At 65.5% G+C, this 23,332-nt stretch carries 25 protein-coding genes; 11 read left to right on the top strand and 14 right to left on the bottom strand.

What is annotated here, in order from left to right; all coding sequences use genetic code 11:
* Positions 1–35 precede the first annotated feature (35 nt).
* The 5 genes from QX124_RS31320 to fliL all read right to left on the bottom strand — a co-directional run bounded on the left by QX124_RS31320 (position 36) and on the right by fliL (position 6,879).
* A complete protein-coding gene (locus tag QX124_RS31320; protein WP_315799252.1) occupies positions 36–3,815 on the bottom strand; it encodes a tetratricopeptide repeat protein in 3,780 nt (1,259 codons plus the stop codon).
* A gap of 103 nt (positions 3,816–3,918) precedes the next feature.
* Positions 3,919–4,689, bottom strand: coding sequence for a flagellar protein FlbB (locus tag QX124_RS31315; RefSeq protein ID WP_315716017.1), 771 nt, complete (start codon positions 4,687–4,689; stop codon positions 3,919–3,921).
* A complete protein-coding gene (locus QX124_RS31310) occupies positions 4,686–5,165 on the bottom strand; it encodes a DUF6468 domain-containing protein (RefSeq protein ID WP_315716016.1) in 480 nt (159 codons plus the stop codon). Before QX124_RS31310 ends, QX124_RS31315 begins: the two co-directional genes overlap by 4 nt.
* A complete protein-coding gene (fliM, locus tag QX124_RS31305) occupies positions 5,162–6,364 on the bottom strand; it encodes a flagellar motor switch protein FliM (RefSeq protein ID WP_315738772.1) in 1,203 nt (400 codons plus the stop codon). Before fliM ends, QX124_RS31310 begins: the two co-directional genes overlap by 4 nt.
* A gap of 20 nt (positions 6,365–6,384) precedes the next feature.
* Positions 6,385–6,879 carry a flagellar basal body-associated protein FliL gene (gene fliL / locus QX124_RS31300; RefSeq protein ID WP_315738773.1) on the bottom strand — a complete coding sequence of 165 codons (495 nt, stop codon included), beginning with the start codon at positions 6,877–6,879 and terminating at the stop codon, positions 6,385–6,387.
* Positions 6,880–7,256: 377 nt separating this feature from the next.
* Between fliL and flgF the strand changes: the two genes are divergently transcribed.
* From flgF to QX124_RS31270, 6 genes are all read left to right on the top strand, one after another.
* Complete coding sequence (flgF, locus tag QX124_RS31295) at positions 7,257–8,021, top strand: flagellar basal-body rod protein FlgF (RefSeq protein ID WP_315778478.1); 765 nt, start codon at positions 7,257–7,259, stop codon at positions 8,019–8,021.
* Between the two features lie 22 nt (positions 8,022–8,043).
* On the top strand, positions 8,044–8,832 hold the full coding sequence (gene flgG / locus QX124_RS31290) for a flagellar basal-body rod protein FlgG (RefSeq protein WP_315738775.1): 789 nt from the start codon (positions 8,044–8,046) through the stop codon (positions 8,830–8,832).
* Between the two features lie 19 nt (positions 8,833–8,851).
* Positions 8,852–9,919, top strand: coding sequence for a flagellar basal body P-ring formation chaperone FlgA (gene flgA / locus QX124_RS31285; RefSeq protein ID WP_315739125.1), 1,068 nt, complete (start codon positions 8,852–8,854; stop codon positions 9,917–9,919).
* A gap of 5 nt (positions 9,920–9,924) precedes the next feature.
* Positions 9,925–10,704 carry a flagellar basal body L-ring protein FlgH gene (flgH, locus tag QX124_RS31280; protein WP_315716010.1) on the top strand — a complete coding sequence of 260 codons (780 nt, stop codon included), beginning with the start codon at positions 9,925–9,927 and terminating at the stop codon, positions 10,702–10,704.
* A gap of 386 nt (positions 10,705–11,090) precedes the next feature.
* Complete coding sequence (locus QX124_RS31275; RefSeq protein ID WP_315738779.1) at positions 11,091–11,426, top strand: type II toxin-antitoxin system RelE/ParE family toxin; 336 nt, start codon at positions 11,091–11,093, stop codon at positions 11,424–11,426.
* A complete protein-coding gene (locus QX124_RS31270; protein ID WP_315738781.1) occupies positions 11,426–11,719 on the top strand; it encodes a helix-turn-helix transcriptional regulator in 294 nt (97 codons plus the stop codon). The genes QX124_RS31275 and QX124_RS31270 overlap by 1 nt, the downstream gene beginning before the upstream one ends.
* Before the next feature lie 54 nt (positions 11,720–11,773).
* Here QX124_RS31270 and QX124_RS31265 read toward each other — a convergent pair whose 3' ends face one another.
* From QX124_RS31265 to QX124_RS31250, 4 genes are all read right to left on the bottom strand, one after another.
* A complete protein-coding gene (locus QX124_RS31265) occupies positions 11,774–12,565 on the bottom strand; it encodes a 2-keto-4-pentenoate hydratase (RefSeq protein ID WP_315786435.1) in 792 nt (263 codons plus the stop codon).
* Between the two features lie 293 nt (positions 12,566–12,858).
* A complete protein-coding gene (locus QX124_RS31260; RefSeq protein WP_315799251.1) occupies positions 12,859–14,958 on the bottom strand; it encodes a sensor histidine kinase in 2,100 nt (699 codons plus the stop codon).
* Between the two features lie 205 nt (positions 14,959–15,163).
* Positions 15,164–15,529 carry an RNA polymerase-binding protein DksA gene (gene dksA, locus QX124_RS31255; protein ID WP_170323279.1) on the bottom strand — a complete coding sequence of 122 codons (366 nt, stop codon included), beginning with the start codon at positions 15,527–15,529 and terminating at the stop codon, positions 15,164–15,166.
* Positions 15,530–15,757: 228 nt separating this feature from the next.
* A complete protein-coding gene (locus QX124_RS31250; RefSeq protein WP_315799250.1) occupies positions 15,758–16,369 on the bottom strand; it encodes an NAD(P)-dependent oxidoreductase in 612 nt (203 codons plus the stop codon).
* A gap of 143 nt (positions 16,370–16,512) precedes the next feature.
* Here QX124_RS31250 and QX124_RS31245 point away from each other — a divergent pair, with 143 nt between their 5' ends.
* The gene (locus QX124_RS31245) at positions 16,513–16,887 is read left to right on the top strand and encodes a helix-turn-helix domain-containing protein (RefSeq protein WP_315716006.1); all 375 of its coding nucleotides are present in this window, start codon (positions 16,513–16,515) and stop codon (positions 16,885–16,887) included.
* 14 nt (positions 16,888–16,901) lie between these two features.
* Here the strand turns inward: QX124_RS31245 and QX124_RS31240 are convergent, their stop codons facing one another.
* Entirely contained in the window at positions 16,902–17,315 is a 414-nt protein-coding gene (locus tag QX124_RS31240; RefSeq protein ID WP_315738785.1) for a flagellar assembly protein FliX, read from the bottom strand.
* A gap of 269 nt (positions 17,316–17,584) precedes the next feature.
* On the opposite strand from QX124_RS31240, the gene QX124_RS31235 reads away from it, so the two are divergent.
* The 4 genes from QX124_RS31235 (at position 17,585) to QX124_RS31220 (ending at position 20,238) form a co-directional block, all read left to right on the top strand.
* On the top strand, positions 17,585–18,709 hold the full coding sequence (locus tag QX124_RS31235; RefSeq protein ID WP_315738786.1) for a flagellar basal body P-ring protein FlgI: 1,125 nt from the start codon (positions 17,585–17,587) through the stop codon (positions 18,707–18,709).
* Entirely contained in the window at positions 18,709–19,095 is a 387-nt protein-coding gene (gene flgJ, locus QX124_RS31230) for a flagellar assembly peptidoglycan hydrolase FlgJ (RefSeq protein ID WP_315738788.1), read from the top strand. Before QX124_RS31235 ends, flgJ begins: the two co-directional genes overlap by 1 nt.
* Positions 19,096–19,151: 56 nt before the next feature.
* A complete protein-coding gene (locus QX124_RS31225) occupies positions 19,152–19,637 on the top strand; it encodes a hypothetical protein (protein WP_315738789.1) in 486 nt (161 codons plus the stop codon).
* A gap of 214 nt (positions 19,638–19,851) precedes the next feature.
* Complete coding sequence (locus tag QX124_RS31220; RefSeq protein WP_315738790.1) at positions 19,852–20,238, top strand: hypothetical protein; 387 nt, start codon at positions 19,852–19,854, stop codon at positions 20,236–20,238.
* Between the two features lie 92 nt (positions 20,239–20,330).
* Here the strand turns inward: QX124_RS31220 and QX124_RS31215 are convergent, their stop codons facing one another.
* The 4 genes from QX124_RS31215 to QX124_RS31200 form a co-directional block, all read right to left on the bottom strand.
* Positions 20,331–20,699: a hypothetical protein gene (locus QX124_RS31215; protein ID WP_315738791.1), complete on the bottom strand. Its 369-nt coding sequence runs from the start codon at positions 20,697–20,699 to the stop codon at positions 20,331–20,333.
* A 32-nt stretch (positions 20,700–20,731) separates the two neighbouring features.
* The gene (gene flaF / locus QX124_RS31210; protein ID WP_315738793.1) at positions 20,732–21,097 is read right to left on the bottom strand and encodes a flagellar biosynthesis regulator FlaF; all 366 of its coding nucleotides are present in this window, start codon (positions 21,095–21,097) and stop codon (positions 20,732–20,734) included.
* A gap of 365 nt (positions 21,098–21,462) precedes the next feature.
* Positions 21,463–23,034 carry a flagellin gene (locus tag QX124_RS31205; protein WP_315738794.1) on the bottom strand — a complete coding sequence of 524 codons (1,572 nt, stop codon included), beginning with the start codon at positions 23,032–23,034 and terminating at the stop codon, positions 21,463–21,465.
* 51 nt (positions 23,035–23,085) lie between these two features.
* Positions 23,086–23,332 (bottom strand): hypothetical protein (locus QX124_RS31200; protein WP_315799249.1); only part of this gene is annotated, 247 nt, incomplete at its 5' end.

Raw genomic sequence — 23,332 nt, 5'->3', positions numbered from 1 at the left:
CCAGGTCCTCCGGCTCCACGCCTTGACGCACGACGTCATCGACCCGCGATCGCCTGCTTGACGCCCTGGATGCGCGGCAAGGCGCCGGTCGCCTCCGACGGGGCCTTCGCAGCATCCTTGGCGCCGTCCGGTCCTTTGCCGGTGGCATCCGGGAAGCGCGCCCGCATGTCGCGCAGGAAGCCGTCGAGCGTATCGACACTCGACGCCATCTTCGCGATCTGGGCAAACTCGGCGCTGGAGCCGCTCGCCGGCTTGCTGGCGACGTCGAATGCGATCTTGTCGGCCTCGCCGGTCATCAGCGGCGCATATTTCTCGCGGAAGCGGGCGAGGCCGATGGCGTCGTCGGCGAGCGCATAGCCGACCACGGCGCGCAGGATGTCGCCGCGCTCAGCCGGATTGAGCGGGCGGAAATCGCGCCAGCGATCGCCGTAATAGAGCTCGATCTGCTCGGACGCCTCGCGCCAGCGCCGCGACGCCCAGTAGATGTCGGAGCGCAGCCGGATCGCCTCGCGGCCGCTGATGTTGCTGATGATGTCCAGTCCGAGGTCGTAACGCCCGATGTCGCTGTTGGCGCGGGCTTCCAGCAGCAGCCGCTGCTGGCGCAGCTCGCCCGCGAGATCGGCGATGCGCGTGGTGCGCAGCGCCTCGATGGCGCGTTCAGGCTTGCGGTTGGTGAGATAGACCATGGCGAGACGCGCGGCGACCTGGGCGCGCGCCGCGCCTTCGAGGCGGTGGTCGACCTGGTATTGCAGAAGCTCGGCGGCCTGATCGAGCAGATCGATGCCGACCAAGCGGTCGGCGAGCTTGCGGATCATCTCGTCGCCGCGGCGGCCGATCGGCGTCAGCTCGCGAAACCCGTAGAAGATGCTGAGCGCATCGACCGGTGGCAGCTCGTCGGCCTTGCCGTTCAGGAACAACTGCGAGAACAGGCGGGAGGCTGCATCCTGGGCCTGCCGCGCCAAATCGGAGTTGGGCATCAGGCGGGTGGCCTGACGCGCGGCCTCGAGCGAGTCCGCATAGCGCCCCGCCTCCTCGTAGAGCTGCGCCATCATCTGCAACGTCTGCACCTCGATGGCGTCGCCGCGCCAGATCGCCTGCAAGGTCTCCAGCTCCTTCAGCGCGTCCGGCGGCTTGATCTCGCCGCGCTTCTGCAGAAGCTTGATCTCCAGCAGCTTGGCCTCCGCGGCCGCAAGGCGGTCGTCGGAATTGACGGCGAAGCGATAGTCGTCGAGCGCATCCTTCTCCTGCGCCATCGCCTCGGCGAGCCGGCCGCGCAGCACGGCGATGTCGGGCTTCATGTCCGCGGGCACGCCGATCACGTCGAGCTCGGCGCGCCGCTTGGCGGCGCCGGCGAAATCCTTGATCTCGAGCGCCGACTTCATCGCATCCGCGATCACGACGCGCTGCAGGTCGAGCGGCAGCGAGGCGATGGCGAATTCGACGTTCTTCAGCTTCTCGCGCGCGTCGGCAAACTTGCCCTGGCGGGCGAAGGCGAGGCCCTTCCACATCTGCGAATCGAAATTATTGCCGATCGACGGAGTGGCGAGATCCTTGAGTCCCTGGTCCGGCCGGCCCATCAGGATGCTCGCCACCGCGTGGATCATCAGCATGGCGGTCTCGTCGGTGCGCGGGTCGGCGTCGGAGATCATCAGATTGGTGACGCCGCGCGCTTCCGGATACATCGCTCGCGCCATGTAGAAGCGCGCCAGCGCCAGCCGCGTCTGCGCCCGCCGCTCCGGCTCGGCGTTCGCCGCGGCCTTGATCAGCAGATCCTCGCGCGGCACGAACGGCTGGGTCTGGTTCTGCTGCCATTCGTCGATGTCGAACATCGGCCGTACGGCGGTCGGCGCCCGCTCCGGCGAGAAGCCGATCGACGACAGGGTCAGCCCGCCCGGCCGGCCCAGGATCACCTTGTCAGGCGCGATCTCTACGGCGACGTCATCCGAATTCGGACGCACCGCGATGCCGTGGATCGAATCGAGCAGCGACAGGTCGACGAAATCCTGGCGCTTGATGAAGCCGCGGATCGGCGGCGGCGCCGTCACGACCAGCAGCGTGTCGCCGGCATCCGGGTCGGTCAGCCGGTGCAGCATGCCAGCTCCGGGATTGGCGAGCGGCACCATGACATTGGCGAGCGCGGGATCGGTGACGTTGCGCATCACCATCAGCGGCTGCTGATTGGTCAGGCCCTTGTCGGCGAATGACAGGGTCCAGCTGCGCCCGCCATCGTCGCTGCCGAGCGAATGCATCTGCGGGCGGTTGAGGCGGATCCGGATCGCCTGCCCCTTGTCGAGCGGCGTCCTGTTGACCTCGCCGATGATCGCGCCGCCCTTGGCGCGGATGGGCTCGACGTCGACGGGCTTGGTCGAATCGAACACCATCCATACCGTGTCGCCGCGGCGGAACAGCGCCGCCGGCGTGACCTGGCCGAAGCCGAAGGTGAGCCGCAGGCCCTCACTGTCGCGCAGGGCCTCCAGGGTGGCGGCTCCATTAGCTGCCTTCTCGGCCGGCTTGGTTTCGGCGGCCTTGGTTTCGGCAGACTTGATCTCGGCAGACTTGATCTCGGCAGACTTGGTCTCGATAGGCTTGGCGGCTTCGGCTTTGCCCGCCTCCGACTTCATCGCCTCGGACTTCGCTGGCTCGGATTTGGCTGCTTCGGATTTGACAGCTTCAGGCGCAGCAGCTTCAGGCTTGGGGGCCTCGGGCGCGGCTTCGGCCTTCGCGGCGGCCGGCGCGGCAGCAGCCGCTGCCGACGGCGCAGGCTCGGCTGCGAGCTCGGTGGCTGGCGCCGCGACCGCAGGCGCCGGCTTGGTCTCCGTCTTTATCTCCTTGGCGATGGTGTCGGAGGTCGGCGGCACGATCTCGGGCTGCGCAGCCTGCTTCGGCTTGTCGCCATTGGGTTTGCTGCCGCTGGGCTTCTCGGCCGCGGCCGCCTTGGCGCCCGGCAGCGTGTCCGAGGAGACTGCGGAGACCTTCTTGTCCGGCTGCTGATAGGCGACGTCGATGTTGTAGTTCTTCTCCTCGCGGAAGGCGCGAACGTCGACCTCGCCGACCAGGCCGAGCTCGACGACGGTCCTGCTGCCGTCGATGCGCTGGTTGATCGCGGCGACGTTCGGCGGCGCGACGAGCTTGGCGTCGGCGAGATCGAAGGACAGCGGCGCGGTGAAGAACAGCGAGAGCTTCTGGTCGTTGAGCACCGAGGAGATGCCGACACCGTCGGGGATCTCGAACACGAAGCGCACGAAGGTGGGCTGCACCAGCGCGCGCACGCGGATCGGCGGCCGCTTCTTCGATTCCGCCTCGGCGCGCTGCAGCCGCAGCGCCCGTTCGGCGGCGCGCGCTCGCTCGGCGAGCTCGCGCACGACCTCGGCCGGCAGCGGCGGCGGCGGGCCGGTCCAGCTGTCGGGCAACAGATCGATGAAGACGCGTTCGCCCGCGGTCATGGTGTTGACGCGGACCTTGCGCGACAGCGAGAGCCGCAGCGCCGAGCCGTCGGGGTCGCCGCGGGCCGATGAGATGTAGTCGGGCGCCGCATCCACCCAGCGGTCGATCGGAATGGTGGCGGCGCGATCGAACCTGATCAGCAGAATCGAGCCGGCGGTAGTGACGTCGGCGCTGATGTCCTCGGAGAATTTCAGCACCAGCCGCGCATAGCCGTCCTGAGCCGACAGGCTGGCCTCGCCCGGCACCGGCGCAGCGCCTGCCGCGACCGTGGACAGCACCAGGCCGATGACGATGGCCGACAGCAGCGCAAGGCCAGCGCGCGCCCGTGCGCGGGCCTTCGACCGCAATCCAATGGGAGTCGTGCGCGCCATGGTCACAAGCTTCCGGTTCGACATCCGCAACTTGACGGATACGCCTGCCCCGCCACGCCGGAAATCTAGGTGCCGGCGTTTAAGGGCGCATTAAACATGCGGCTCAATTGCTCTTCACAGGCACGATCTTGCCTTCGATCTTCGGCAGCTCGGCGCTGGTCTCGGGCCTGTCGGCGCCGGCCCGGCGCGCCAGCTCGACGGTGAGCCGTTCGGCCGCCTCCGGCGTCATCAGTCCGAGAATGTCGGACATCTTGCGTGGCGCGATCTGCGAGGCGATCTCGATCAGCACCGACATCTCGAGCCGGTCGAACACCTTGGCGGCATCCTTCGGCTTCATGCCCTCGTACATCGTGACGATGCTCTTGAAGCGGGCGTTGTCGGCCTCGGTCTTGGCGGCCTGCGCGCCGGAGATGCGGCCCTCGATCGCCTTCATCTCCTCGGTCTTGGACTGGATGCGCTGCTCGGCGGCGCGCAACAGGCTCTCGCGGATGTCGATCTCGCGCGCACGCGCGTCAAGCTCCTGGCGACGCGACTGCAGCCGCTCGAGGATCGCCTTCTCCGCCGGCGACACCTGCTGCTGGTTCTCCTCGGGCTTGATCACCACGCCCTCGGGCTTGGTGTCCGGAGCGGCGGGCTTGGGCGCCTCCTCCTTCTTCTCCTTCGGCGCGCCATGCGTGGAGCCGGTGACGATGTCATTGTCCTCGCGGCCCGGATAGCCCAGGTTCTCCTGGGCCCATGACCGCTTGGTCGGGTGAGGATCATAGTCGAAAACGTAGCCGCCATCGATCACGAGGCCGGCCACCTTCAGGACCGCAAGACAGGCCACCGCGATCAGGACGACGGGAATGACGCGGATGTTACGAAACGCATTCATGCGGCAAGGCCACCAGTCCTTCGACGTTCGGAGAATGCCTGGGCCGCGGCGGCAACCGCCTTGGCACCGGAGACGCGCACCGGCTCGGTCGTGATCGCCGGCACCGGCGCAGGTGCAGGCTCCGGCGCGGCTTCAGGCGAGGTGATGGGTCGCGCGGCGCTGGCGATGCGCGACAGCCGGCGCACCACGCCGTCGCTCTCGGCGAGCTGCTTGCGCAACTGGTCGGACATCTGCGTCGCGGCGGCGAGCTGATTGCCGAGATTGTCGTTGACGTCGCGCACGGCGAGCTTGAGGCCGCCGATCGCCCGCTCGGCGATCTCGGTCGCGGTGATCAGCTCCGCGATCACGGCTTTGAGCGAATGCTCATCCGCCTTCAGCCGCTTCAGCCTGGAATTCAGCAGCATGCAATAGCCGATGGTCAGCACCAAAAGGACCGCCACCAGGCTTTCGATGATCAATCCGAGGGAGTGGTTCATTGGGCCTCCATCAACTTGTTCTGGCCTTCGGAGCCTTCGAACATCGCAAGGGTCGTATTCGGCTTGCGCAAATTCTTGGTGACACGGATCGCGACGCGGTCGCCGACCCGGCCCATCCGCCCCTCCGTCAGCATGGTGCTGCCGCAGCGGACCGCGACCAGCGCATCGGGACGGATGTCGAGCGGCAGGGTGTCGCCGACCTTCAGCTTCATGAGCTGCTTCAGCGGCACGTCGGCCTCGTAGAGCACGGCGTCGACGGCGATCTCGGCCTTGGTGATCTCGGTGGCGAAGTGGCCTTCCCAGACGGGATCGCGGCCGAACTTCTCACCCATGAACATCTGCAACAGCACCGGCCGGATCGGCTCGATCGTCGCATAGGGCAGCAGCAGCTCGATGTTGCCGCCGCGATCTTCCATGTCGATCCGCAGCTTCACCAGGATCGCGGCGTTGGCGGGCCGGCTGATCGCGGCGAAGCGCGGATTGGTCTCGAGCCGGTCGATGGTGAAGCGCACCGGCGACAGCGGCCGGAACGCCTGCTCGGCATCGCTCAGCACTACCTCGATCAGGCGCTTGACCAAGTTGGTCTCGATCGTCGTGTAGGGGCGGCCCTCGACGCGGAGCTGGGTGTTGCCGCGGCGGCCGCCGAGCAGCACGTCGATGATCGAATAGATCAGGGTCGAGTCGACGGTGGCGAGCCCGAAATTCTCCCACTCCTCCGCCTTGAACACGCTGAGCACGGCGGGCAGCGGGATCGAGTTCATGTAGTCGCCGAAGCGCACCGAGGTGATGCGGTCGAGCGAGACTTCGACGTTGTCGGAGGTGAAGTTGCGCAAGGAGGTCGTCATCAGCCGCACCAGACGGTCGAAGACGATTTCGAGCATCGGCAGACGCTCGTAGGAAACCATCGCCGAATCGATGATGGCGCGAATGCCGGAATGGTCGTCGAGGCTGACCTCACCGGCGGTGAAGCCGAGGAGATTGTCGATCTCCTCCTGCGACAGCACTCGCTCGCCGCCGTTCTTGGTGGCGCCGAAATCGCGGCTGCCGTCCTCGACCATCGCGGCCCATTGCAGGGCCATCGATTCGGTGAGTTCATTGGCTGCTGCGGCTTCCGCGGCCTCTGTGGGATCCTCCGAGTCGAGCGAGGCTTCCCATTGCGCGGCTATCGCATCTTGGTCGACTTGATCGTTGCCCGCCATGATCGTTGAGCTTCTTTGCCTTACTGGACCACGATTTCCTTGAACAACACCGCGTTGACCTGGTTCGGCGCCAGCGCGACGTTGACCCGCTTGGTGAGCTCCTCCTTGAGCCTGAACAGGCCCGCCGAGCCGTTGAGGTCGCTCGGCCGGAGCTCGCGCAGATAGGTCTGGAAGATGTCGGTGACGCGCGGCAGCGTCGGCTTGATCGTCTCGACCTGCTTCTCCTCCTTCACCTCCAGCACGATCTTCACTTTCAGATATTGGACGCGATCGCCGGGATTGCCGACCAGGTTGACGAGAAGGTCCGGCACCTCGACGAAGGCCGGCGGCTTCGGCGGCGGCGCCGCCTCGGCGTGATGCTCGTCGTTCTTGTGGCTGAAGAAGAAGAAATAGGCCGCACCACCGACGCCGAGCAGCGCCAGCGCGCCGACGACCATGATGATCAGCTTGAGCTTGCTCTTCGGCGAGCCTGCTTGCTCCTCGCCTTCGCCTGCTCCGGCGTCGTTCTCGGCCATGGCTTTCGGATCCTTCCGGAAAATCGAGCCGATGCCGCCAGAAAGCTTAATGACGCGAAACCAACGCTCCCAGCGCATCTGCGCTTTGTTGAGGGAACGCTACGGTAACAATGGTTAACGGAAGCTTTCTTTTGCCGAGGCGGTGGGAAAAACTTGCCGGGCAATTATGGTTAGCGAGACGTTGTTGCCGGGCGTTCTGAACCCGGGCTTAAATCCAAATCGTTGATTTATCGATAGATTCAGATTTGGCACGGCTTTCGCTGTACCCCTTGCGAACCCGCCGGCTTGGGAGAGCTGAACGGTTCGTTGAAGACCCGGTCGAGACCGCCTTGGGAGAGGTGCCGCGAACGGGATTCGTTAAGAGGGGAGATCGACCGGTGGAGAATGCGCTTCTCATCGGATTGTCGCGGCAGATGGTGCTGGAGCGGCAGCTCGACGTCGTTGCCAACAACGTCGCCAACGTCAACACCAACGGCTTCAAGGCCGATCAGCAGCTGTTCGAGGAGTATCTCTCCTCCGGCGCGCATGAAGACAATTTTCCGGGCGCCGCCCGCAGGGTGTCCTATGTCCAGGACCGCGGCACCTATCGCGACTTCTCGCAGGGCTCGATGCAGCGCACCGGCAACGCGCTCGACGTCGCCGTCACGGGCGACGGCTTCCTGACGGTGCAGACCGCGGCCGGCGAGCGCTACACCCGCGACGGCAACCTGCACATGAACAATCTCGGCCAGCTCGTCACCTCCGCCGGTGACCTAGTGCTCGGCACCGGCGGTCCGATCGTGTTTCAGCCGACCGACCACGACATCAACATCTCGCCCGACGGCACCGTGACGGTGGTCGAGGGCGTCAACCGCACCGACTCGATCCGCGGCAAGCTGCGCATCGTCAACTTCGCCGACCCGCAGGCCGCGCAGAAGCAGGGCAACAACCTCTACGCCGCCGCCGCCGGCGCCATCCCGCAGCAGGACACCAAGTCGACCATCCAGCAGGGCTACATCGAGAAGTCGAACGTCAGCGCGGTCGGCGAGATGAGCAAGATGGTCGAAGTGATGCGCGCCTACACCCAGGTCGCCAACATGCTGCAGGTCCAGAGCGACCTGCGCAAGAACGCGATCGAGAAACTCGCCGACGTTCCGGCCTGACAGATCTTGAAGGAGACGTGACATGCAGGCGCTTCACACCGCTGCGACCGGAATGGCGGCACAGGAACTCAACGTTCAGGTGATCTCCAACAACATCGCCAACCTGCGCACCACCGGCTTCAAGAAGCAGACGGTGGCGTTCCAGGACCTGATCTACGAGCATATGCGCCGCGTCGGCGCGCAGTCCTCCGACCAGGGCACGATCCTGCCCGTCGGCATCGACATCGGCGGCGGCGTCAAGACCGTCGGCACGCCGCGCTCGATGACGCAGGGCACGCTGTCGCAGACCGGCAACGATCTCGACCTCGCGATCTCGGGCGAGGGCTTCTTCAAGGTGCTGATGCCCGACGGCACCTTCCAATACACCCGCGACGGCACCTTCCAGATGGACAATCAGGGCCGCATCGTCACCGCGCAGGGCAACCCGGTGCAGCCGACGATCACGATCCCGCAGAACGCCTCGGGCATCACCGTCAACGCGCAGGGCCAGGTCTCCGTGACGCTGCCGGGCTCGACCACCTCGAACATCATCGGCCAGCTCCAGGTCACCCGTTTCATCAACAAGGCCGGCCTGCAGCCGGTCGGCAACAACCAGTTCACCGACACGCCGTCGTCGGGCGCACCGCAGGACGGCGTCGCCAACCAGGATGGCCTCGGCAGCATCACCCAGGGCAGCCTGGAGCAGGCCAACGTCGATGTCGTCAGCGAGATGAGCGAGCTGATCGCCGCCCAGCGCGCCTATGAGATGAACGCCAAGGTCATTTCGGCCGCCGACCAGATGCTGCAATCGACCACTGCGCTGTTCCGCTGAGGTTCGAAGGGAGATCGCCATCATGACCCGCACCGTCCGTCCCTTCCTGCTCGCAGCCGCCCTGCTCGCCTCGACCGCGCTGTCGGCGCTGGCCGGCGAGGCCGACGACCAGATCAAGGCGCCCGTGCTGCGCTCCACCGTCAACGTCACCGGCGACATCGTGCGCGTCGGCGACCTGATCGACAATGCGGGCGTCGCGGCCAATATCGCCGTCTACCGCGCGCCCGATCTCGGCACGACCGGCGTGCTGCCGGCCGCGCAGGTGATCGCGACCCTGCGCACCCACCAGGTCATCGGCGTCGAGGTCCGCGACATCAAGGAGGTTGCGGTCACGCGGCTGGCCCGCGCCATCGACGCCAAGGAGATCAGCACGGCAGTGGCCCAGGCGCTCGATCACCGCAACGGACTTGGCGATGCCGCGAACCTCAGCATCAGCTTCGACCAGCCGGTGCAGGATCTCAAATTCGAGGCCTCGACGTCAGGCACGCTGGCGCCGACCAGCGCCCGCTTCGACCCCCGCAGCGGCCGCTTCGACATCACCTTCGAGCTCGGCCATGCCAATGGCGCGAGCCCGACCAAGCTGCGCTACACCGGCACGGCGATCGAGACCGTCGAGGCCGTGGTGCTGACCCGCAACATCGATCGCAACGAGATGATCCGCTCAGGCGACCTGCAGACCGAGCGGCGGCCGCGCGCCGAGCTCGGCGGCGGCGAGCCTGCCTCGCGCGAGCTCGCAGTGGGCATGCAGATGCGCCGCGCGGTGCGCGCGGGTCAGGCGCTGAAGACCACCGACCTCGCCAAGCCCGACCTCGTGCAGCGCGACCAGGCGGTCACGCTGATCTACCAGACCGCCGGCATCTATCTCACCACGCGCGGCAAGGCGCTGGAGTCGGGCACCGAAGGCGACGTCGTCAGCGTGCTCAATCTGCAGTCCAAGCGCACCGTGACCGGCCGCGTCTCGGGTCGCGGCCAGGTCTCCGTCGACATCGCCGTCGCCAAGCCGGCGCAGACCTCCGAAGCCGACATCGCCGCGCCCGTCGCCGTCGCCAGCCGCCTTCCCACCTCCGCCACCCCGAAAGCCGAGTAAGTTTCATGTCGAAGTTCAAGTTTGATGATCGGGGCGTCTCGAGCCTGCGCCGGGTCGCGCTGATCTCGGTCTCCTTCGCGGTGCTGTCGATCGCCGGCGGATGCTCCTCGATCGACCGTCTCAGCCAGATCGGCGAGCGGCCGAAGCTGACGGAGATCGACAACCCGACCACGCAGCCGGGCTACAAGCCGGTGCAGATGCCGATGCCCAAGCCCGAGACGGTGTCCTACGCGCCGAACTCGCTGTGGCGCAACGGCTCGCGCGCCTTCTTCAAGGACCAGCGCGCCCGTCAGGTCGGCGACCTCCTGACCGTCACGGTCAGCATCTCCGACAAGGCCAATTTCGCCAACGAGACCCAGCGCAGCCGCACCAACAAGGAGGATTCGGGCATCACCGACTTCATCGGCGCGAAGACGCTCGGCGTGCAGGCGCAGAAGGTGCTGCCCGGCCGCATCCTGACCGCCGACGGCACCTCGTCCTCCGACGGCAAGGGCACCATCCAGCGCTCGGAATCCCTGACCACCAGCGTCGCCGCGGTGGTGACGCAGGTGCTGCCGAACGGCAACCTCGTCGTCGAAGGCAAGCAGGAGATCCGGGTCAACTACGAGATCCGCGAGCTGATCGTGGCCGGCATCGTGCGGCCCGAGGACATCCAGAGCGACAACACCATCGACTCCACCAAGATCGCCCAGGCCCGTATCTCCTACGGCGGCCGCGGCCAGATCTCCGACGTCCAGCAGCCGCGCTACGGCCAGCAGGTGATGGACATCCTGCTGCCGTTCTGAGGCGAAGATCACATCGAAAGGCCGGGCGGATCCAACCACGCCCGGTCGCCGCGAAAGCTCCGACCTGAATGTCTTGGGTCGGCAATCGGACAAGGATGAAGAGACACGATGAAAATCCCTCCCCGGAGGGTCAGACAAGGACTTGGCCGAGCGCGACACTGGTCATGAGATGATCCGCAGCCGCCGCCCTTTTCTGAAAGCGAGCTCCCACATTGCCCAATGCGAACCTAGGCGCAGCGGGCGATGTATACACGGCCTCCGGTAGCTCCCCTGCCGGAGGCCGTGTTCGTTTACTTGCCTAGACAAGTGTCGTTCACTTGGCGATCAACTGAGAGCCTGCTCAGCATTTTCCCTGTTGCAGAACGTACCAAAAATGGTACATTTCAATGAAACGGCTACCGGCGTTCTTCTACGCGCTGCCATCCGGCCGCGAACCCGTCCGGGACTGGCTCAAGGAATTGCCTGCCGAGGATCGTCGGATCCTCGGCGAGGATATCAAGGATGTCGAGTTTGCTTGGCCGATCGGGCTTCCTCTGTGTCGGCCATTGAGTCATGGACTGTGGGAGGTTCGCAGCAGCCTCACGCAGGGCCGGATCGCCCGTGTGATCTTTTGCTTGCGAGACGGCCGGATGATCCTGCTCCATGCCTTCATCAAGAAGAGTCAGAAGACTCCGGCATCCGATATCGAATTGGCCGTCAAACGCATGAGAGACATTTCGTGATGCGCGCACCTAAGACTGCCGGCAAGGTCGGCTCTGCCTTCGACGACTTTCTGAAGGAGGACGGTCTCTACGAGACCGTGACGGCGCGCGCGATCAAGCGCGTGCTGGTACGGCAGCTCGAGGAGCTAATGAAGCGCGAGGCGATCTCCAAGACCGAGCTGGCGGCCCGCATGGAGACCAGCCGCGCCCAGCTCGACCGGCTGCTCGATCCCGACAATGAATCCGTCACGCTCGGCACGCTGGCGCGCGCCGCCAGAGCCGTAGGCCGTCATCTGCGCATGGAGCTCGTCTAGCTGGAGCGGAGCAACGCCCCGCTCAGAGATCGGCAGGTCTTCCTCGACGCGGGATCACATGAACGTCGCCTCGACCACACCGAGGCCGTCCAGCTCCATCCGTACCCGGTCGCCCGCGCTCAACCATATCGTCTTGACCAGGCTGCCGGTCAGGACGAGCTGTCCGGCCTCGAGCCCGTCACCACCGGCGGCGAGATGATTGGCAAGCCAGGCCAGCGCGTGGACCGGATGTCCCAGCACATCCGCACCGGTGCCCTCGCCGACCAGGGTGCCGTTGACGATGGCACGGCCCTGCACCGCGGCCAAGTCCGCTACGGCAGCGCGCGGGAGCGCCGGGCCGAGGACGCAGCCGGCAGCAAAGAAATCGTCGGCGACGAGCGTCGGCGCCCCCAGCGTCTGCCATTGCACATAACGATCGTCGACGATCTCGATCGCCGCATGACAGTCGCCGATCGCCTCGACGACACGATCCATGGTGAACGGCGCGTCCAACGGCAGCAGGTCGTGCTTGAGCCGCACGGCGATCTCGCATTCGACGCCCACGCGGACGAAGTCGGCCGTGCGCAATCCGACCCCCGTCTGGTGAACGCCGCGCGCGAACACCCCGCCGGAACAGGGATGCGGAATGCCAAGATAGTCCTGCATCACCTTGCTGGTGCAGCCGATCTTGTAGCCGGCGAAGTCACCGGCCTGTTCGGCGAGCAGCCAATGGACTTCACGCTGGATCTCGTAGCCGGCAGCTTCATCCTTCGGCTGAAGCTGCGGCGGCAGAGCGCCCAAGGGCGCCCGCCGCTTGCGGGCATCTACAATCAGTTGCGCAGCGGCAAGGATCTCGTCTGCTCCCATGGCCCTTCAACTCCCCTGGCCCGCGGCCCGAACCGGCATCGCAGGATTTATGGTGAACGGATTGTTTATTAACGAGATTTTGGCTCCCATCTCAGCTTCATCAACAATTTGAGACGGCGCGGCCACGGGCGCAAGCAGCACTTTCAACCGACCAGCCGCCCATAACCAGTACCTCGCTCATCGGAATTGCCGTCTCTGCGCCGATATCCCGGACGTGGGTATGGCAGAGCGCGATGGCGAGGCCATGTGAGGCCATGTCAGGACCAGCCGAGCGGCGCTTCGCGCGCTGACGCTCAACTCGCCTCGCCCGTTGCGGCCATCGAGCTCTCGTCACGTGTCGTGAGCCAGGGCAGCTCGAACTGGCAGGTCAGCCCGCTCTCGGCAAATGTGCGCTGCAGATGCCTGACCGTGCGGGTCAGCAGCCGGCTGCCGAAGCCGACCACCGGAGGCTCGCGCGCCGGCGGGCCGCCGCTCTCCTGCCAACGGACATGCAGCGCGTCCTGGGCCAACGACCAGCTGACATCGACGTGACCGTTGGGCGTGGTGAGCGCGCCATATTTGCTGGCGTTGCAGGCCATCTCGTGGATGACGAGAGCCAGCTGCGTCGTCAGCTCGACCGGGACCAGGATGGAGGGGCCGCTGGTGGCGAGTTGATCCGGTGTGCTGGCGAACGGCGCGACCTGACTCCTGATGAGGGCGGCGAGATCGGCGCCCTGCCAGTCGTTCTCGGCAAGGCTCGTGTGCGCCGTCGCCAGCGCATGCAGGCGTGACGTGAAGTCGCGGACCTTGGCGTCGTGCCGCGGCAGCAGCTGATGCGCCAGCGATTGCACCACGGCGAGGCTGTTCTTGACGCGATGGGCCAGCTCATGCACGAGCAGCTCGCGCTTGCGGTCGGCTTCCTTCGCGGCGGTGACGTCGATGTTGACGCCGATCATGTACGGATCGCCGCCGCCCTCGCCGCCCAACATGCGGGCGCGCGCCTCGATCCACCGGATCGAGCCGTCGGGCAGCGCCACTCGCCACTCCGAATCGAGCTCCCCGGTGATCAGCGCCTGCTTGTTGTCCTGGTCGGCACGCGCCTGGTCCTCGGGATGCACCAGCGCCAGCCAGGCGTCATAGGTCCCTGGGAACGTGCCCGGCGCAAGCCCATAGAGTTCTTCGATCTCGTCGGACCAGTGGCTGGCGCCGGATCTGCCGTCCCAGGTAAAGGTGCCAAGCCGTCCATATTTCGCGGCGAGTTTGAGCTGCCCGGCCGTGCGCGACGCATCGTCCCTGGCTTGGGCGAGCATCCCGAAATTCTCCTGGATGACGCGCGCACTCTCCGCCTGCGCCTTTTCGGCCGCAGCCAGTCGGGCGTTGAGCGCCCGAACCTCCGGAGGATCGGAGGGCGCGGCCTCGCCTGGGATGGCGCTCTTGACGGCGATGCTTTCGAGCGGCCGGGCGATGCTTCGGCCGATGCCGGCCGCCAGCAGCAGCGCCAGGGCACAGATCGTCGTTGCCACGATGGTTGCGGTCTGCACCGTCGAGGAGATCGCCTGGGCGAAAGCCGCCTGCTTGATGCCGACCCCGACAGTCCAGTCGCTCAGCTGGGGACGCGCATTGGCGTTGATGACACGATCGCCCTCGATCGACGGAAACTCCGCGATCCCCTCGGCCTTGGCAGTCGCCCGCCAGCCGGCCGACGCCGGCTGCCCGATCGTGGTGGCGTTCTTCGGAATGCGCGAGATGTAGCGGCCCTGGCCGTCCATGATGCCGACCAGCCAGTCGGCCGGCAGTTGCTGCTGGGCCAGCAGCCGGGTGTAGTTCGCGGCCGGCATGGCGATCGACAGGCAACGGAACGGCTTGCCATCCTTGACGACGGGGACATCGACGGTCGCCACCCACGCGCCGGAATTGGGACCGGTGAAGATGTCGGAGATCGATGGCCTTCCTGACTGAAAAGCGCGCTCCTGCGAGTGCCGGCCTTCGGGCGTGCGCTCGCCGAGCGGCTTGCCCGGCGTCGCCCCGGTGTTGAGCAGGATGCGGCCGCTCGCGTCCGACACGATGATCCAGCCTTCGCCGCTGACCGCACCGACGCGGCGCGCCTCCGCCTCGAAGTCGCTGAGATCGGCCGCGCTGAGATCAGGAGACTTGGCCAGCACCTCGGCGAGCGCGATATAGCGCCGCAATTCGGCGTCGACAGCTCCGGAGATCGTCTGCGCGGCATAGGACAGGCCGTGCCGAATCGAGGCGTCGGCGGATTGCGCCATCGACACGATGACATAGGCAATCAGTCCGACGCAGGGCAGGAACAGAATGCCGGCCAGCAGAAGGAGGCGTCCCTTGATGCTCAGGGCGCCGTAGGAGCGCTGCATCGTCGCCAGCGCGCCTCTGGCTATGTCCGGCTCGCCCATGATTCCCCGCGGCGTTCCGAGATGGAACCGCAGTTAATTCAGCAGGCGCGAAAAAGTTCCTGACGTTCGGAAAACCAAAGGCGCTTGCGCTCGCTCCCGCACAGCCTGTGCGGATCGCACAAGCACCGTCTCAGCCGTCAACAGATACTGCGGCCGCACCCGGCAGGCGGCCGCAATCCCCGCTCGTTCAGGTCAGCGTCGCGACCTACTCGTCGCGATAGACCTTTTCACGCTTCTCGTGGCGTTCCTGCGCTTCCACCGACAGCGTCGCAATGGGCCGGGCCTCGAGCCGCTTCAGCGAAATCGGCTCACCGGTCTCCTCGCAATAGCCGTAGGTGTTGTCCTCGATGCGCTGGAGCGCCGCGTCGATCTTGGAGATCAGCTTGCGCTGGCGGTCACGGGCGCGAAGCTCGATCGCCCGGTCGGTCTCCGACGACGCTCGGTCGGCGAGGTCCGGATGGTTCACGTTCTCCTCCTGCAGAGCCTGCAGGGTGAGCTTCGATTCGCGCAGGATCTCCTCCTTCCATGCCAGCAGCTTGGCGCGGAAATAGTCGCGCTGGCGTTCGTTCATGAAAGGCTCTTTTTCGGAAGGTTTGTAGTTCTTCAACTTTTCCAAGGTCAGCCCATCTGTACGTGCTGGCGCCGGTTTCGGCACCGGCGGACGGAATACGCCCGTTCGCGGCCGCGTTATATAGCGGCCTCATGTGACAGACAATATTTCGATCGGCACGGGCGCCCCGCCGTTCGGGCCGTTGCACAGGCAAATTCGGCCGCAGCCGGCGGGACGCCGTGGACGGCCTCAGTAACCGACCGTGAAACGGGCCCGCCGGTGCGCCGGACGCTCGATTTCGTCGGCCATCGCGGCCGCGAAGTCCTCGAAGGTGATGAAACTCTTGCCGTCGGCATCGACCAGCAACTGGTCCGTTCCGAGCCGGAACTTGGCCGTGCGGGCGCCGAAATCGATCATCGCCGAGGGCGACAGGAAGGTCCAGTCGAGCTCCTTCTCCTGGCGCAGACGATCGAGGAACGCGGCGCCCTTCTCCGCTTCGGCCTTGTAGGCGGCCGGAAAGCCGGGCGTCGTCACCAGCCGCACACCCGGCGCGACCTCGAGCGAGCCGGCGCCGCCGACCACGAGGTAACGTGATACGCCGGAGTCCTTGGCCGCCCCGATCAGGGTCTCGACATCGCTGGCCGAGAAATGGATCGCGCTGATCGCGACGTCATGGCCGGCCCAGAGCTTTGCCAGCGCGGCGCGGTCGTTGGCATCGCCCCGCACCGCCTTGACGTTGGCGTGACCGGCGATCTTCTCCGGGTTGCGGGCGATGCCGGTGACCTGGTGGCCGCGGCTGGCCAGCTCGGCGGTAATGCGGGACCCGGCACGGCCGGACGCGCCGGCGACGGCGATCTTCATGGGAGGCTCCTATGTTCGAGATCACGAGGTCGGATCCGAGATCTGGACGAAGCCGCCTCGGTATCCGATAGTGACTAGATAGCGGAACGAATGCTGGTGTTAAGAGCGCACTTTAAGATCACCTGGTCACGCCGGAGTAACCGATGAGAGCCGCGAACGTCTATTCGGCCGACTGCCCAACGCGACAGATCCTCGATCGCGTCGGCGACAAATGGGCCGTGCTGATCCTGATCCTGCTGCGCAACGAACCGTTGCGCTTCAATCAGTTGCGGCGGTCGATCGAAGGGATTTCGCAGAAGATGCTGTCCCAGGTGCTGAAGAGCCTGGAGCGCGATGGCCTGGTGCGGCGGCGCGCGATCGCGACCGTTCCGGTCACCGTCGAATATTCGATCACGCCGCTCGGGCTGACGCTCGCCGCCGCGGTCGATCCGCTGCGCGACTGGGCCGAGCGCCATCTCAAGGAGGTCACCGCCGCGCAGCGGCGCTACGACGCGCAACAGCCGTCGAAGGCGGCTTGAACGCGCGAAGCGTCTCAGCTCCGCCCGGCCTTGGCGAGCTCGACCTCGACGCGCAGCTCGATCTCGGAGAGGATCGCATCCAGTCCCGGGTCGCCCGAGGTCTGCTTCAGGTCGGCCGCGGCATCGCGCAGCCGCAGCGCCATCGCGGTGTCGAGCTTGCCGGACAGCAGCGTCAGCTTGAGATCATCGAGCACGTCGAGCGCGCGCTTGCCGCGCTGGACCGAGCGCTTGCGGCGCTCCGCCGGCTCCTCCTCGATACCCTGCAGCGCCAGCAGCGCATCGATGTTCGCGGTCTGCTTGGGCGCGAGCGTCGCGCGCGTGTCCTGCGTGGTGCCGACGTCAGGCAGCTTGAAGCCGCTGGACGAGGTCTTCCGCGTGGAGCTGGTCGACGAGCCCAGGGTCGTGCCGTTCGGTCCGTAGATGCGCATCGATGGCTCCCGCAAGCTTCGCGTGTCGAGCGGGAGATTGGCTCCGCCGTGGTTAACGGTGCGTAAACGGCCCGGCAAATTCTGCCGGGGCGGCAGCTTCGTTCCCCCGGAGTCCCCCTGGACCGCGGCAAAGCTTCGAGTCGATTTCACACTCTTTCAATGAGTTAGCCCGGAGCATCGCCGTGGCACGACGCTCGCATAGTTAACGTCGATCATGCGGTCATGGGAGTGGCCGAGTGATCGCTTGAAGAGTTCGAGGGGAGCATAGGATGCGACGCGTCCGAACCACGCGCCTGTTTCAGGTCGCCTGCGCCGCCGTGCTGGCGCTGGCATCTACCGTCATGTCTGCGAACGCGACCTCGCGGATCAAGGATCTCGCCAATATCGAGGGCGTGCGCCAGAACCAGTTGATCGGCTATGGCCTCGTGGTCGGCCTCAACGGCACCGGCGACACGCTGAACAACATCCCCTTCACCAAGCAGTCGCTGCAGGCGATGCTCGAGCGCATGGGCGTCAACATCCGCGGCGCCACCATCCGCACCGGCAACGTCGCCGCTGTCATGGTCACTGGCAACCTGCCGCCATTCGCGACGCAAGGCACGCGCATGGACGTCACGGTGTCCGCGCTCGGCGACGCCAAGAACCTGCAGGGCGGCACCCTGCTCGTCACCCCCCTGCTCGGCGCCGACGGCAACGTCTATGCGGTGGCGCAGGGCTCGCTCGCGATCTCCGGCTTCCAGGCCGAGGGCGAGGCCGCCAAGATCGTGCGCGGCGTGCCGACGGTCGGCCGCATCGCCAATGGCGCCATCATCGAGCGCGAGATCGAGTTCGCCCTGAACCGGCTGCCGAACGTGCGGCTCGCCCTGCGCAACGCCGACTTCACCACCGCAAAGCGCATCGCCGCCGCCATCAACGATTTCCTCGGCGTCAAGACCGCCGAGCCGATCGACCCTTCGACGGTGCAGCTCAGCGTTCCCGCCGAGTTCAAGGGCAACGTCGTCGCCTTCCTGACCGAGATCGAGCAGTTGCAGGTCGATCCTGATCTCGCCGCCAAGATCGTCATCGACGAGCGCTCCGGCATCATCGTGATGGGCCGCGACGTGCGCGTGGCGACCGTCGCCGTGGCGCAAGGCAACCTCACCGTCACGATCTCCGAAAGTCCGCAGGTCAGCCAGCCCAATCCACTGTCGCGCGGCCGCACCGTGGTCACACCGCGCACCAGCGTCGGTGTCACCGAGGAAGGCAAGAAGTTCGCGGTCGTCAAGGACGGTGTGTCCTTGCAGCAGCTGGTCGACGGCCTCAACGGCCTCGGCATCGGTCCCCGCGACCTGATCAGCATCCTGCAGGCCATCAAGGCGGCGGGTGCGATCGAAGCCGACATCGAGGTGATGTGATGGCGACGTCCTTCATCGACTCCTATCATGGCCGCGTCGCTCTCAACATGCCGACGGCCGCGGCCGTCACCGCGCCGCGCACCGATCTCGATCTCGCCGAGGCCCTGACGAAGGTCTCGCCCAAGGCGCAGGCCAGGGCCAAGGCGACGGCGACCGACTTCGAAGCAATGTTCCTCAACAGCATGTTTTCGCAGATGACCAGCGGCGTGAAGGGCGAAGGGCCGTTCGGCGACACGCCCGGCACCGGCGTCTGGCGCTCGATGCTGACGGAGCAATATTCCAAGAACTTCGCCAAGGCCGGCGGCGTCGGCATCTCCAACGACGTCTTCCGCACTCTCATCCTGCAACAGGCCGGCAGCAGCACCGGCGCCAACGGCAAAGCGTAGATGTTCGCGTGACAAGCGCGTGGGCGGCAAACGCTCACGCCGAAGGGAGTTATGAAATGACCGCACAGGGCCAAGCGAAGAAGACGACCTACGCCGCCGCCACCAGCGCCGCAGAGGCACGCGCGCTCGCCGACGAGATGGTGAGCGTCATGAGCGAGCTGATCGCGGTCATCGAGCAGGAGACCGAGCTAGTTCGCGCCGGCAAGCTGCGCGAAGGCATGGCGTTCGGCCCGAAGAAGACCGAGCTGTCCCGCCACTACGTCACGACCGTGGGCCGCCTCAAGGCGAGCCAGGAGTTCATGAAGCAGACCGCGCCGGAGCTGCTCGCCACCCTGCACCGTCACCACGACACCTTCCGCGCCCTGCTGCAGGTGAACCTGACCGTGCTGGCGACTGCGCACGCGATCTCGGAAAAGATCGTGCGCGGCGTCAATGCCGAGGTTCAGCGCAAGAACATCCCCAGCACGTATACCGCCGGCGGCCGCCGCGCCGCCCCGGGCGCACGGCACCTCACCCCGCTCGCCGTCAGCCGGACGCTCTGAGCCTCACCACCGGCACCCCCCACTGCATTGCAGCGCCGCGCCGCCTCGAGGGCTGCGCGGCCGTCGCCGTTTTAACGCTCGGATAAGCTTAAAAGGCCCTGGCGAATCACAACGCGCCGTTCATCCTATTTCCTAACATAACGTTGATTGGTCATCGGCATAGTTGCAAGCGGGATGGGTTGGGAATTGACTCGATGGCCATGAGGAGGCTGCCATGAGTTCCGATTTCAGCGTAAGAGCGGTAGGGACGCCAGCGTCCGTTCCGATAATTCCGCCGTCGAGCCAGGCGGTGGTGAGCGCTGTTCCAACGGACCTTCCTCCCAGCCAGACCGTGACCGCGGCCGAGCCTGGCGCCTCCGTGCGCAACGACGTCCCGGTCAACGTCGCGAACGATCTGTCGGTGTCGCGGCAGGCCTATTACGATCGCGCCGCTGCCGCCCTGGTGTTCCAGGTGGTCAACCGCAAGACCGATCAGGTCGTGACCCAATATCCGGATGAGGCCGTGCTGCGCCGCCGGGCCTACTTCAACACGCTCGACCTTCAGAAGGATATGCAGAAGGCGGACGTGCCGCGCGTCGTGGCGACCGATCGCACCGCCTGAGCCCCCACGGGGCCTACCGCTTCATTCCGCCGCCGCCTGCACGCCGCCCCACCGGGCGGCGTTGCCGTATCGAGCGGCGCAGCTTTGGCGGATCAACTGCTCCGGGTCGCGTAGGCGGTGTCGAGATAGGTCTGGCCCGAGGCGGCGTCGGTGACCACGTTCTTGATCTGGGCCTTGCCGTTGCCGGTCAGCGTGAACTTCGTATCGCCGATCCCCAACGCATTATCCCTGATCAGCACGTCCTGATACTTGTTCACGCCCTCGCCCTGGTAGCGAACCTTGGCGTGAAAGCCCTTTACGTTGGAGACCGAGACCGTGAACGACTTCCCGTTGGCATATTTTCCGCTCCAGCCGCCCTGATAGAGCGTCGGATCGACGGCCACGTATTTGCTGTTGCTTCGCGCCGCACTGAGCAGGTTCGACTTGTAGGACGCAGACAGGATGCTGGTGATATCGGTCATGACGACGCGCCACCCGCCCCTGTCCCCGACGGTCAGCTCCGCCCGGACAATCCCGCGGCGATGTGGCAGTTGATGTCGATCAGCGACTTGAGCTTCGCCGGATCCGGATCCATCTGCATCTCGATCGTCTGCTTCATCACGAACACGCCGATGTTGGCGATGTTCTGGCGGATGTCGAGCGGATTCGGATTGTCGTCCGCCTCCATCGCGCTCATGAAGATCGTCCACAAGCGACGATTGAAGAGCAGAGCCTTGTACATGTTGCGATCAGGGCCGCTCCAATTGGCCTGGACTTCCTGCAGCTGCCGTGCCGCTTTCAACAGAGCCTGAGCTTCGATCTCCCGTGGTGATGCCGTCGTCTGCGACGTGCGGGCATAGGCTTGAGCGGCATATGACATCAACTACTCCGGACTGACGCAGGGACACGACCAAACTGCTCAGGTTTTGTACTTTGCGTGCCTTTAAAATATGGTTAGCGGCCGTTAGCGGAATTCGTTTCGTAGCGTCACGGAGCACCGCAAATCGCCTTGTTTGGTGCACCTCTTAATTTCTTGCGAACGCGATGATTCAAAATGTCCGGACGAGGATCGTACGTTGTTCATCACGCCTCGGCGGCGCGAACTACACGAACAACGGCGCCTTCACGCAGCTCACCCACCGACATCGAACGGAGACCCGCGCTGCCACGCACGGCATAGCCAAAAGCAGAAGCGGCGGGCATGGCCCGCCGCTTCGATGAGATATCATTCCAGCGCGTTCGCGCTCAGCGCAGGAGCTGCAGCACGCTCGCCTGCGACTGATTGGCCAGCGCTAGCGCCGAGACCGCGATCGACTGGCGGGTCGACAGCGCCTGGCTGTTGGCCGCCTCCTCGTTGGTGTCGGCCAAGGTCAGGTTCGACGAGCCGGTCTGCAGCACGTTGATCAGGTTCTTGTTGAAGTCCTGACGGATCTGCACGATCGAGAGGTTCGAACCGAGCGACGACGCTTCAGAGCGGATCGCAGTCGATGCACTGTTCAAGGTCGTGAGCACCTTGTTGGCCGAGTTGCTGTCGAGGAAGTCGCTTCCGACCACCAGCGCCGATAGGCCGAGACCGGTGCTGTTGAAGGTCACGCCGGTGATGTTCAGCGTGGACCGTCCGGTCTCGTTGAACACCAACTTGAGCGTGTCGCCGTTGAGCAGGTTGATGCCGTTGAACGAGGCGTCCTGCGCCGTGGTGTTGATCTGCGCCAGGACGTTGTTGTACTGCGCGATCAGGCCGGCACGCGTCGTCTGGGAGTTGGTGTCGGCCACCGGGGTCGATGCCGTCACGCCGTTAAAGGCCATGCTGGCCGCGGTCGAAGAGCCGGCGACCGCGCCGATCGTCGACGATGCCGCTTCGTTGGTGGTGAGGATCGTAAGCTGACCCGTCGTGCTCAGGCTGGCCTGCAGGTTGTTGGTCGCGAGAGCCGTATTGAGCTGTGCCAGCGTCGAGATCTGCGAAGCACCTGTGCCGAACGTTATGTTCGTTGCGACGCCGCCCCCTGTCGAGGCAATTGTCAGCGTCTGTCCTGTCAAGGCTGGCGGATTTCGTGTGGTCGTGCCGGCGGTCAATCCGAGCTTGGCCAGGGCCGTGCCCGATACTGTCAGATCCTGCGCCGTGCCTGTCGCCAGCTGGATCTTGCCCGCTGCCACCGTGGACGGCGTTGCGGTGGCTCCGGTCACCGAATCGATGGCAGCCAGGAGGTTGCTGACGGTGTCGCCGACGCCGATGTTGGTACCGGCCGAGACCGAGCCGGCCACGAAGGTGAACACGACACCGTTGACCACGAGCGTATCGCCGGTGGTGACGCTGCTCGCCAGGTCGTTCGAGGTCGAGCTCGCCGTACCCGACAGCCTGGTGGATCCGGTGATCGCAACGGCCGAGCTGAGGTTGTCGTTGTTGACCGCGCTGCCGGTCACGAAATTGTTCGAGGAGCTGCCGAGCAGGTTGTTCGCCGTCGCCCCTGAGATGACCGCGGAGGTCACGCTCGACTTGGTGGTGTACCCCGTCGGGGCCTGGAGGACCTGGCTTGCGATCGACTTGGCGCTATCGACGAGCTTCTGAAGCGAGGTGAGACCGGTATTCGCAGCCTGGAGAACCTGGACACCGTTGCCGATGCTGTCGAGCAGATTCGCAATGTCGCTCGCGCGGTTGTTGAGCGATTGCGAGGTGAAGAATTCGGTGGGGTTATCGAGCGCCGTGTTGACCTTGTTGCCGGTGGCCAGGTTGTTTTGAGTCGTGGCCAGCAGCGATGCGGTGTTTTGCAGCGCCAGCAGGTTTTGGCGAACCGAAGCCGAGAGAACGATACCGGACATATGTGTGAAACCTTCCTAGTTATTCACCAGGAGGTTCTAGTCCAGCCACTTTTAAAACATGGTTAATGGCGCTTTAAATTTCTTGCTTAACGACTGGTTGCGATCCTGGGCTCCACTCGCGTCCGGTTCCGTGCCAGTATTGATACGGGCCGGACGGCCAAACCAGGCGAAAAAAAGCGGCGGGGTTTCCCCCGCCGCGTTGGTTGTCGAGATGCGATGCCTGCGGATCAGCGCAGCAGCTGCAGCACGCTCGCCTGCGACTGGTTGGCGAGCGACAGCGCGGACACCGCGATCGACT

Origin of the sequence: Bradyrhizobium sp. SZCCHNRI3043, from assembly GCF_032377735.1 — a bacterium.
Classification (GTDB): Bacteria; Pseudomonadota; Alphaproteobacteria; order Rhizobiales; family Xanthobacteraceae; genus Bradyrhizobium.
This window is presented reverse-complemented; position numbering and strand designations above follow the sequence as displayed.